Genomic DNA, 1,539 nt, shown 5'->3' on the forward strand with positions numbered 1-1,539 from the left:
CTGGTGCAGCGACTCGCCCTGCTGCCAGCGGTCCCACATCAGGGCCTTCTGGCCTTCCGTGTAACAGATCCTTGCCCGGTACTTCATCTGCAACACCCCTGCTGCCGAGGCAGCCTTCAGTGTGTTGCATCGACCGGTTGAAACCGCAGCCAGGAGCGGTCAGTGCAGATGGCAGCAACTCAGGGGGCGCGGTCCAGAAACCCAGGGTACTCGCGCGCCACCATGTTCATGATCGCTTCCTGAGCCGCGCCAGGGCGTCGCAACCCACCAGGTGCAACAACCTCGTATCCGAGTGCGTCCCTGTCCCCTGCCGTGAACTGGCCAAAGGCGAAGCCGGTGCGATTGGCGGCGAAATCGATCGTCAATATGGCGCCGTCTTGCATCAGATGGACAGGGAACAGGTACAACGCATCCCACCGGTTGGCCCCGAGTACCCTCTCCACCCTCGGGCTCTGCTTCGGCGTGGCATTGGTGAAGGAAATCTGTTTCAGGACGTGCTCCTTGCCATGCAAGGTCACATAGATCCTTTCCGGCGGCAGCTCGATCTTCTCCTGTGACAGGGCCGTCAATAGCAACACGCCGTAGCCGTCGGTACTCTCGAACTCTTCCGCCGATGCTGGAAAGGCAACGTCGAACAACGCAACCCGAGGCACCGGCGCATGTTCTTCATACTCGATCGCAGCATCCTCGACGCGCCGGGTCATCGCCTCTGGAACTACCGGCGTCTGAGCCCATGAACCGGGACCAAGCACGTGAACAGTGTGATCGATTGAGCTCCATGCACTGAGAAGTGCAGCAAGCACGAGCGTACAGAGTGCGCGCATATTTGCCCCTTGCGAACGGATGGAACCGTGCCAACGCTGCCCCCGAATGCAGCGCCCCGCCACGAAGATACGAATCCCGGGAACGATCAGCAACCAGGGGCTGCCCGCGGCTGCGAATGTCCGCTGCGGGTCGGAAGCGGACATTGTGCCCCGCCCTGAGGCAGACCAGTCGATATGCATTATGCGAAGGGGATTAGGCGAGCAATCCGCCTGCTCTTCGGGCCCGTAGGCCATTTCCGACCCGCCCTCGCGGCGTAATCCGACCCAGACCTGATGTCCAGGGGCCGATAAGGCTCGCGGTCCACTCCCGGGGGTATCCCATGACAACTGATCAGAGGCCGCCGTGCTGGCGTCCGGGGCAAGCTTGCCCCAACGACTGCGCGGCAAGACACCACCAACAAGTGATCTACAACCATCAGTCGCTCAACGGACCTTGGGCTGGCTGGCGCATGGCCGGCGCCCGATTGGTTGCACCTGGCGGCGAATGGATTGCGCCGCATCAGCTGGACCGCTGGCTTTGGCGCTACGCCCGAATGTTCAGGGACTAGATCAACGTCCGCTTTCGGCCAAAAGCATCGGTAATCGGGCGGACCAGGCTTGGTCGAGCTCTCCCTAGAATCTAAAGCCCCGGCTTTGGCAGGAGAGATGAGATGACCTACTACACCGGTTTGGATGTCTCGCTGCGCTCCGTGTCGATTTGCATCATCGACGACAA

1 protein-coding gene is annotated in these 1,539 nt (G+C 61.3%); it reads right to left on the reverse strand.

The window, feature by feature from the left end; all coding sequences use genetic code 11:
• Positions 1 to 179: 179 nt before the first annotated feature.
• Positions 180 to 968 (reverse strand): hypothetical protein, encoded by a 789-nt coding sequence (locus tag AB4Y64_RS17620; RefSeq protein WP_441817745.1) that lies wholly within the window; start codon positions 966 to 968, stop codon positions 180 to 182.
• Between the last annotated feature and the right edge of the window lie 571 nt (positions 969 to 1,539).

Source organism: Lysobacter sp. TAF61 (assembly GCF_052113485.1).
GTDB lineage: Bacteria > Pseudomonadota > Gammaproteobacteria > Xanthomonadales > Xanthomonadaceae > Lysobacter_J.